We start from the raw sequence: 10,366 nt of genomic DNA, 5'->3' as shown, positions 1-10,366 counted from the left end.
GAAAGACACTCTATAATCAGGGATCAGTAAACAGTAAACATTAAAAAGACAGGAGGAAACTTCTATTTAATACTGCACACTTAAAAACTCACATCTGATAACTGATGACTTACCCACTGATAACTGATAACTGATAACTGATAACTGATAACTGATAGGTGCAACCCTGGAAGTTCTCAGATGCTCTATTAAAGATCAAGAAAAGCCGTCGTAAAACGACGGGGTTTTAACCCAAATTTTCGATAACCTCAGATTTTTCATGATACAGATCTAATAAAGTCTGGTTATCCATCTCCTCCTCAAAAAATATCTCATCGGTCCCCACCACTTCCGCATTCTCTCGCAGTCTTTGAGATAGTCTCGTCCGTAGTTTAATAATTCTCTCCACTCCCTCCGCAGGTAAAAAGGAATAACAGAGAACCTGACTTGCTTTTTGACCGATTCTATCTACCCTTCCGGCCCGTTGAATGAGGCGAATAATTGCCCAGGGCAAGTCATAATTAACGATAATGGCACAATCCTGTAAATTTAACCCTTCACTGAGGATATCCGTCGCGACTAGGACTCGTATTTCTTCCTCCACTTGCTGAGAATTGCTGCGGGGACTAAAACGATGGACAATTTCCGCAGGATTAGGAGAGTTTCCCGTCACTCCCGCAATCTTATCCACTCCCCGATTTCGCAACTGAGTAACTAAATAAGTCACCGTGTCTGCAAATTGACTAAAAATTAACACCTTCTCTTGAGGATGATTTTCCTGTAACAGCTGCCATAACTTCTCTAGTTTTTCGTCGGTCTTTGGCTGCCAAGTCCCACAGGTCTGCAATAATGCTATTAAAGCCAAGGCATCGGATTGTAAGTCTTTTTTCAATGCGGGTTTAAAGACCTCGGTTTTAATCCACTGAAAGCGCTTGCGATAATCACTGACATACTTTTGATACACTTGTTCGGCTCTTTTTTGATACTCTTTTTCTAACCCGGTTATCCCCCCAGTGTCCTCGGTTTCTATACTTTCATCTTCTCCCTGAGTGACTAAATCCTCATCCAGATAACGAGTGTCTAACAAAGCTAGATCCTGACTCCCGATGGGAAGGGGTAAATTATTGGCCATGGCATGAAGGAAAATATAGTTGCGGAGAATATGACGGTCAAGGGATTGTAGGAAAGCATACCCCCCACTCTCCAAACGTTTAAATAAATTCGTCCGACAAAATCCCATTAATCTTTTACCCGCGCGGGAGAGACTTTTTAAGATAGTTTCCTCCTCTCCTGTCCCTTTACATCCTTTAATTAGATAATTTCCCAATCCGTAACGGGGTAACTTCAATCCGTTGAGAGTTATCACCACTGCTTCCGAATATAAACGCGCATAAACCGAGTCTTGTAGGTCAAACGTTATCGTCTTTAGTTGTCGTTGGGGAAGATATACCCTCGACCCATCGGCAAATTTTAGATACTTGCGACCCTGTTCGTCTTCTGTAGCATAATTATTTTTGATAAAACCGCGAGTCCGTCTAATCATATAGAGACGCATTAAGTCTCTCCAGTCGTCGGGAGAGTCACTTTTTTCAAAGGCAGCTAGGGACCTAACCGGAGATTGGTGTCTGCGATTAAATTCGATTTCTCCTCCCAGAGATTCCAGTAGTCTTTCGGGACGAATTCCGAGATTACTGTCCTCTTGAATGAATAAACGCAGTTGATTGGACAGGTCAAGATAGTTTTTATTGTAGGGAGTCGCAGTCAAGAGAATACAGCGACTTTCATTGGTGTTAATGTACTCCTGTATCACCCGGTAACGTTTACCCTCCCGATTACGCAGGTTATGACTTTCATCGATAATTACTACCCGATAGCGCCGCAGATTGGGTAATTCCTGCATCACCTGACTTAAGGGGATAATTTTCGCTCTTAATTTATATTTATGGCTGTAATCCTCCCACATAGTTAGGAGGTTTTTCGGACAAATAATTAAGATTTCTAAATCGTAGTCTTCTTGCAAAATATATGCTAGAATGGAAGCGATGCGCGTTTTTCCTAACCCCACCACGTCGCCAATTAAGACCCCACCGCGTCTTTGCACATAACGAGCGGCAATTTTAATGGCCGATTTCTGAAAATCTAGTAAGTCTTGGTCAAACTGTCGGGGAATTTTGTATTCTGCTAAACCTGCCCTGGCTTCAAAGGAAAGATGGTAAGCTATTTTTAAATAGATATGATAGGGAGAAATCAGACTTTCCCGCGCCCAACTTTGGTTAATCACCTCGACAATATCCGCAGAAATATCTAAAGACCAAGTATCTGACCAACGATCATTAAACCACTTTTGTAATTTGGCACAAGCATCGTGGTCAAGGACATCAATATTTAATTCTCCCTGCTGTTGTAATCCCGCAAAAGTTAGATTACTGCTACCTAAAAATCCCACCGTTGGATTATTGACATCATCTCGATGAATAAGGTATAATTTAGCATGGAGATTATAGCGCAAAAATAGGCGAATTACTAGCTTACCCGCTTGGATTTGTTGACCCAAACGTTGCAAAGCTGCCTGATCGCGATTGCTAGGATTCCCCCAAGTTAATTGCTGGCAAAAATCCTGAACAATTTGTTTTTTTAAACGAGCGGAAGTTGCCTTATCTATACCATTTGATCTAGGCAATAAAGACAGGGATTGCTGTAGTAATTCCTGGGGTGCTTTCTGCATACCAATCAGGAGACGACAACAGGACAAATCACCACCGAGAAAGTGATCAATATAGGTGTCTATGGACTGCCAACCGCGCAAATTAAAATAACCCACGCAAAAATCAGCGCGTTGGGCTGCTAATAAACTTTCCTGTAAAATTGGCAATAAATGGGACTCAATATTATCAAAAATGCGCGGCATATTTTTAATTGGTTATGGGGGTGGGTTACGCGTTGTAACCCACCCTACTGATAACTGAATTTATTTACTTAATCCAAACAGTTTTAACATTAACAAATTCGCGAATACCTTCGACACTTAATTCCCGTCCAAAACCGGAACGTTTAATACCCCCAAAGGGTAAGCGAGGATCGGATTTAACCATACCGTTAATAAACACACAACCGGCCTCAATTTCGGTAATTAAACGCTCAATTTCTTCGGGGTTATTCGTCCAAGCGCTAGAACCTAAACCAAAGGGACTATCATTAGCTAAAGTGATCGCTTTCTCGATATTTTTGACTCGAAATAGTAAAGCCACCGGTCCAAAAAATTCCTCTTTTTCCCCCGGAGAACCAGCAGGAATATCGGTTAAAATCGTGGGCAGATAGAAGTTACCTTTTCCCTCTAAACGTTGACCTCCCACAAGGACTTTACCACCCATAGCGACAGTTTTTTCCACTTGAGCGGCAATTTCCGAGACGATCGATACCGTGGCCAAAGGACCGATATCAACAGTTTCATCGAGGGGATCACCCACTCTTAAAGCTTGGAATTTAGCCACTAATAACTGTTCAAATTGATCGGCGACAGTTTCCATAACAATAAACCGTTTAGCGGCGATACAAGTCTGACCATTATTTAACAATCGCGCCGTCACTGCCGTAGCCGCTGCCGCCTCGATATCGGCAGTATCTAAAACGATAAAAGGATCACTACCTCCCAACTCCAAAACCACCTTTTTGATCTGTTTTCCTGCGGCGGCTGCTAAACTCATCCCTGCTGGTTCACTACCGGTTAAAGTGGCGGCTTTTACCCGTTCATCGTTAATTAAATCACTAACGCGATCGGCCCCGATCAAAAGAGTTTGAAAAGCGCCTTCGGGAAAACCGGCTTCTAATAAAATTCTTTCCACCGCTAAAGCTGATTGGGGGACATTAGAAGCGTGTTTGAGTAGGCCGACATTTCCCGCCATTAAAGCGGGGGCAGCAAAGCGAAATACTTGCCATAAAGGGAAATTCCAGGGCATAACCGCTAAAATTACCCCTAACGGTTGATAACGGACAAAACTGCGACTAGCATCGGTGGCAATCAGCACATCTTCCAGATAACCGGCGGCATGATCGGCATAAAAACGACAAACCAAGGCACATTTGAGGACTTCTGCGATCGCTGATTTGATTGGTTTCCCCATCTCTAAAGTCATGGTTTTAGCGAATGTCACCTGATCCCGTTCCAAAATATCTGCCGCTTGCCGTAACCACTGTCCCCGTTCACTGATGGGGGTGCGGCGATACTGCTGAAAAGTCGCGTCAGCTAGGGCCAATTTCGCCGCCAATTCCTCCGAGGTTAGAGGGTTAAAAGTCTTGAGAATTTCTCCGGTGGCAGGGTTGACTGAAGCGATACCCATATCCCAATTGTCTCCTATCGAGGGCTATATCTCTAGTTTAGTTCTCCGGTTGTCCCGCTGCTCACACCAATTTGGTAATCGGGATTAGGAGTCAGTCTCGATGAAAAAATTTTCACCACCAGAGATGAAAGAGGTTTCCTTCCCTACACCCCAACCCCTACACCCCACACCCCCAACCCCCACACCCCCACACCCCACACCCCAACCCCCAACCCCCAACCCCTAACACCGATCAATACGGCGCTGCTGACATAATTCGATCGCTAATTGGATTGCCGCTTGCATACTCTGGGCCCTAGCGATACCAAGACCGGCGATATCAAAAGCCGTCCCGTGGTCTGGAGAGGTGCGAACAAAAGGTAAACCGATGGTAGTATTAACAGCACAGTCAAAAGCCATTAATTTCACGGGAATTAAGCCCTGATCGTGGTATAATGCCAGATATGCGTCGGCGGGTTGCCCTGCACCGCTAAACCAAGCGCGCCCCGGTTCCACCCAAAGCGTATCGGGGGGGACAAGGCCGATTAATTGGGTTTGCGGGTATTGCTGCCCCATTGACTCCAACCAAGGCTGTAACCAGTCCTTTTCTTCCCTTCCCAGCTTTCCCGCTTCGCCACTGTGGGGATTAAGGCCAGATATGGCGATTTTTGGGCGATCGATGCCGAAATCTAGCTTTAAAGACTCGATCAATAGATCTAGTTTTCGGGTCATCAGATCGGGGTTCAGGGCATCGGGAACTTCTCGCAGGGGGATGTGGGTAGTGGCGAGGAGAGTCCGTAAGTCGTAGCCGGTGTGAGGGGATTTAGCGACGAATAGCATCCCATAACGGTTAATTCCCGCCATGGTAGCCAAAACCTCCGTTTGACCGGGGAAATCATAACCGGCCAACTGCCAAGAGGATTTAGCGATCGGACCGGTGACAATACCGTCAAATTCGCCCTTGAGGGTGCGTTTTATGGCTTCTTGCAGGTAAAGAAAGCTAATTTCACCACTATGGGCATCCCCACGCCCGAAAACGATTTTTGACCGGTTGTAGGGCAAATCGATCAGAGAAAAGCGATCGAGGAGATGGGGATCGTGATAGGCTTTTTCGAGAAGCGTTCTTGTGCCGATTAGAGTAATCTGACAACTGGACGAGATTGAGGAATCGGCGATCGCTTTTAACACCACTTCAGGGCCGATTCCGGCGGGATCACCGACGGGGATAACTAGACGGGGAATAAAATAGGCGGATTCCATAAATTTTGGCCGTCAATATTGCTAATTCTCCCGATTAATCTCATCGTTGATAATTATCAGGAGGGAATAAATCAGTAAACAATTTTCAGTTTACTGTAATCTCATGGCGATAGATAGTAACTTTAGGCAAATTAAATTTTTCAACTTTTCTGTTTTCTTATTGCCCAAATTAGCCAGATTGTTGTAAGCTTATGACCCAACTACAACCCGATATATTCGTCAACAATCGTCCCGATACCGATGGAGACGAGGAAGAAGACTACTTCGATTATTTTTATGATGAACCGGGGAGTGAACCGGGGACATTAATTATTGAACCAGATGCCAAACCCTCGCGGATTATTTTAATCGACTACGATGAAGATAACGCCATTCGCAAGGTGGATATTACCCCCAATGCTTGCGCCCCCTATATTGGCACAAATACCGTGTCTTGGATGGATATTCAAGGGTTAGGGAGTGAGACGGTTTTAAAACAAGTAGGGGAAATTTTTAATCTGCATCCTTTGTTATTAGAAGATGTAGTCAATGTACCCCAGCGACCCAAGTTAGAAGATTATAACAATCAATTGTTAGTGATTTCTCACATGGTGCGACTGAAAGAAGATGAAAGCGGTTTTGATACGGAACAGGTGAGTTTTGTCTTGGGAAAACGCTATCTTTTAAGTTTTCAAGAGGAGGAATTACAGGACTGTTTTGAGATAGTCAGAGATCGAATTCGCACTTCCCAGGGACGAGTACGGAAATCGGGGGCGGATTATTTAACCTATTTATTATTAGATACGATTATCGATGGTTATTTTCCCGTGGTAGAACACTACGAAGATCGGATTGAAGCGTTGGAAGATGTGATTATTAGTAATCCCGATCGAGATACAATGCAGGAAATCTATGATGTCCGTCGGGAATTATTGGCACTGCGTCGCTTAATTTGGCCGATGCGAAATGTCCTAAATTTACTGATGCGTGACCATCATGGTATAGTCAGCGATGAAGTACAAATTTATTTTCGGGATTCCTACGACCACGTCATTCAAATTCTGGAAATTATCGAAGCTTATCGAGAATTAGCGGCGAGTTTGATGGATGTTTATATGTCCACTATGGGCAATAAATTAAACGAAATTATGAAGTTTTTAACCGTAATTTCGACGATTTTTATTCCCTTAACTTTTATCGTTGGTGTCTATGGCATGAACTTCGAGAATATGCCAGAATTAAAAGGAGAATGGAGTTATTTCATGGTCTGGTTAGTCATGTTAGGCGTAGCGGGAGGCTTGATTTTCTACTTCTGGCGGAAAGGTTGGTTTAAACCAATTTATACGCTTAAAGAGGAAGCAAAAAGTTAGTTAACGAAGGCAGGAGACAGGAGCCGGTCGTCAGGAGACAGGAGACAGGTTTTGGGGTTTTGGGGTTTTAGGGTTTTAGTTCAATTTCCCCACTTCCCCACCTTCCCACTTCATAATTCATAATTCATAATTCATAATTCATAATTCCCACTCCCCCATCACCCCATCACCCCATCACCCCACACCCCACACCCCACACCCCAACCCCCAACCCCCAACCCCCACCGAAAAACTTTTTCAGCCAACCCTAATTATTCGACCACAAATGCGAGGATTTGGCCTTGGTAACTGCCGAAGCGAATCTGTAAACCGGACTCTAGGGGAACTTCTTGGTTATGTACCTGTTTCCAGTGGCCATCTTGATAGATAAAAGTACCAAAACGGGAGAAATCTTCGAGAAAGTATTGATAGTCTGGATGATCGGGTTTTTTACGGCAAATTATCCGACAATGGTTTTTACTAACCCATTTTTCAGTAATCTGTAGATCATTTTCCATGTCCCGTCCTATATTCATGCCACCACCACGGATTGACCATTTTCTTTCGGGACGATCGAGATAGTATAAGAAAGCGGCGGGCATGGTTCCGGAGACATTGGGCATAACCGTCGGTGATTGAGTCTCATCAAGGGTTTGCAGCAATTGCCCGTCGAATTCCGGGTGCATATAGAGAATCGGCAAAGTCCAAGCGGGTTGATTGTACTTGTAGAGGGTTAATAACTGCTGCCTGGCGATACGAACGGCCTGATCAATAGGGACTCTCGGACCGGGAAACAACTTGGACATCTGCGCTTCTTTGTCTTTGAACCCGAAGAGGGTGCGGGTAAAAACTTCGATAAAACTCAAGGCCTCTCGATCAGCGATCGCATCTCGCATAGCCAAAACTGCGGGAACGCCATGGTGAATCAAGACTTCCGCCAGACTGCTGCGGGGGATCATCTCCTGACCTGATTTAGCGGGATAAGCACCCCAGCAAGCATTAAAAACGGTTAAAATAACCTGATTTCTCACCAAAGCTTGGGCTAACTCCGTCCCATTTAGCTGTTCCCCCGTCCGCAGAAATAGGGAACCGCCATTGGGGGCGGCCATTCCGTGACCGGCGTAGAAAAAAGCTTGATATTTACCCGTATCCAAGGCCCTGGTCAGTTCTTCGGCCTGCGGTCGAATTAAGGTATCGACTTTGACTTTCACTCCCCAATTCTGGAGGGAACTACTGCCCCCAGGGGAGATAGCCTGGATGAGATTGGCGGCCTCGGATTCCAGTGCCTGGTCGGAATTAGTTTCTTCACCCGTATTAATGGCGGTGAAGTTGAGGGAACTAGCCGCGGTTTTAATCTGTTTTTCGCCGATAACTAAGAGAATATTGAGACTATTACTCGATTTTATCGGTGGCAGTGGATCCACATCGCTGGTGGTGCGGCTAAAGAGTATATTCGGATGCAGAGATATGGCCTGTTTACCTGCTTGCTGCATAATTTCCCAGGGCAGCAGAATTAAATGGGGATTGCGACATTCCAAGCGAATTCGCAGGGGCTGATTTTTGCCGAGGGCGATTCCCTGACTTTGGGCGAAACTTTGACTAATTGATGCTTGAAATAACCATTGCCAGAGACTAATACCTAGTTTCTGCATTAATTGACCGCCATAACTGCCGCCTTCTCCCGAAAGAGTCAGTTTGGGTCGAGAATTTGCTTCTAATTGCTCTAACATCGGCAAGGTCGGCATTTTTTGCAGACAGAACATTTCCTGCCATGCCATCCATTCCGTGGTTAGACTCTCGGTCCATTCACAGTCATGATGCACATATCCCCCCGGTAGGGGTGCTTTCGTCACCCAACGGGCGAAATGATTACTCGTGGCTAAACTAGAGATCGCTAAATTTAGACTAGGGATGGCATCATCGGTCATTGTGGTTATTTAGAAGTCTATAGAATCTTATTCTAGAGGATTTCTGAAAGGCGAGAAAGAGTATTGTAAAGTTTTGTAGAAAATATATGCAAATAATAGCAAACAACTGCTAATGTGGTTAGTGCAAGTTTACCTTACAGTTCAAATGAAACTATCAGATTATGCCAAGAAAAAGGGGATCAGTTATGACACTGCTTGGAGGATGTGGAATCGAGGGCAGTTACAAGGAGAACGTCTTCCCACAGGAACAATTATTATCTTTGAAGATGACCGTTCAGTGCGTGAAAATAAAGTTGCTATTTATGCAAGAGTTTCTAGTTCAGAAAATAAATCTAACTTGGAGACTCAGGCGAAAAGATTAGAGGCTTATTGTACTGCGAAAGGCTATCAAATTGTCAGAGTAGTTAAAGAAGTGGGAAGTGGGGTTAATGACCACAGAAAGCTATTATTAAAACTTCTAGAACAAAATGATTATAACTTAATTGTCGTAGAACATAAAGACCGATTGAGTAGAGTAGGGTTCAATTATTTAAAAGTTCTTTTAGCCCAAACAAACCGAGACATAGAAGTAGTCAATTTAGCCGAGGAAAGAAAAGATGATTTGATGCAAGATTTTGTCAGCATAATCACTTCATTTTGCGCGCGACTGTATTCAATAAGACGAAGAAAAAGAAAAACGGAATGTTTAATTAAGTGCTTGGAGGAAGAGCCTGAAGTTAGTTCAAAGACATCTAATCAAATTTAATAAAAATGAATTTTTAGCATTTGATAAGTTGGCATTTTTATCAAAGAATCTTTATAATTGTGCTGTCTATTTAGGGTTGGCTGAATAAATCTAAAAACCTTGTTGGATAAGGCTTTTAGACTTTTTTGACCTCAAAAAGTGCCGACCATTGGAGTGATTGAGGGGAAAATTCCGGGACTTTTTCCCTGAAAATTAGGTAATTGACCAGGTGAAAATGGGTAAAACCCCACACCCCACACCCCACACCCCACACCCTACCACCACCGAAAAACTTTTTGCCGCAAACCCTATTTAAACCGTCAAGCTTTCTTTTCACATCAGCCATTTCTAACCATGACTGAGTTACACCATGCTTTGAAAACAAGCGCAGATTATCAAGCGTTACCAGCTAAAGTAAGTCAGTTAGTATTAAAGCAAGTAGAAAAAACTTTTAAATCCTCTCAAAAAGCAGAAGAACAATTCAAAAAATCGCCGAATAAATTTACAGGAGAGCCGAAATTACCACGCTATAAAGATAAGAAAAAAGGTAGAAACATTTTAACTTATAACTATCAAGCCATCTCTAAAAAAGCCTTGAAGCAGGGTTTAATCAAACTTTCAGGAACTAATTTAGAGTTTAAAACCAATTTAAAAGAAGTCTTAGAGGTGAGAATTATTCCTAAAACGGGCGCTTATTGTCTAGAGATTGTTTATGAACAACCATCCCCAGCAAGTCAGGAGGGAGAAAGATATGCTTTTGTTGATTTAGGTTTAAATAACCTAGCAGCTGTCACCTCTAATATTCCCGAATTTCAGCCAACTTTACTATGT

6 protein-coding genes and 1 pseudogene are annotated in these 10,366 nt (G+C 43.5%); 3 read left to right on the top strand and 4 right to left on the bottom strand.

What is annotated here, in order from left to right; all coding sequences use genetic code 11:
- Positions 1-226 precede the first annotated feature (226 nt).
- The 3 genes from IM319_RS19635 to pdxA form a co-directional block, all read right to left on the bottom strand.
- Positions 227-2,887: a helicase-related protein gene (locus tag IM319_RS19635; protein ID WP_287736641.1), complete on the bottom strand. Its 2,661-nt coding sequence runs from the start codon at positions 2,885-2,887 to the stop codon at positions 227-229.
- Between the two features lie 64 nt (positions 2,888-2,951).
- Positions 2,952-4,316, bottom strand: coding sequence for an NAD-dependent succinate-semialdehyde dehydrogenase (locus tag IM319_RS19630; protein WP_287736640.1), 1,365 nt, complete (start codon positions 4,314-4,316; stop codon positions 2,952-2,954).
- A gap of 222 nt (positions 4,317-4,538) precedes the next feature.
- Positions 4,539-5,555: a 4-hydroxythreonine-4-phosphate dehydrogenase PdxA gene (pdxA, locus tag IM319_RS19625; RefSeq protein WP_287076221.1), complete on the bottom strand. Its 1,017-nt coding sequence runs from the start codon at positions 5,553-5,555 to the stop codon at positions 4,539-4,541.
- A 191-nt stretch (positions 5,556-5,746) separates the two neighbouring features.
- Here pdxA and corA point away from each other — a divergent pair, with 191 nt between their 5' ends.
- Complete coding sequence (gene corA, locus IM319_RS19620) at positions 5,747-6,904, top strand: magnesium/cobalt transporter CorA (RefSeq protein ID WP_287736639.1); 1,158 nt, start codon at positions 5,747-5,749, stop codon at positions 6,902-6,904.
- A gap of 251 nt (positions 6,905-7,155) precedes the next feature.
- On the opposite strand, the gene IM319_RS19615 is transcribed toward corA, so the two are convergent.
- Positions 7,156-8,811, bottom strand: a complete 1,656-nt coding sequence (locus IM319_RS19615; protein ID WP_287736638.1) for a CHAT domain-containing protein — start codon at positions 8,809-8,811, stop codon at positions 7,156-7,158.
- 145 nt (positions 8,812-8,956) lie between these two features.
- On the opposite strand from IM319_RS19615, the gene IM319_RS19610 reads away from it, so the two are divergent.
- Both IM319_RS19610 and IM319_RS19605 read left to right on the top strand, forming a co-directional pair.
- On the top strand, positions 8,957-9,556 hold the full coding sequence (locus tag IM319_RS19610) for an IS607 family transposase (protein ID WP_287685521.1): 600 nt from the start codon (positions 8,957-8,959) through the stop codon (positions 9,554-9,556).
- Between the two features lie 333 nt (positions 9,557-9,889).
- Positions 9,890-10,366, top strand: a pseudogene (locus tag IM319_RS19605) (RNA-guided endonuclease InsQ/TnpB family protein); the annotation flags it as partial.

Source organism: Microcystis sp. M113S1, assembly GCF_020246945.1.
Classification (GTDB): Bacteria; Cyanobacteriota; Cyanobacteriia; order Cyanobacteriales; family Microcystaceae; genus Microcystis.
This window is presented reverse-complemented; position numbering and strand designations above follow the sequence as displayed.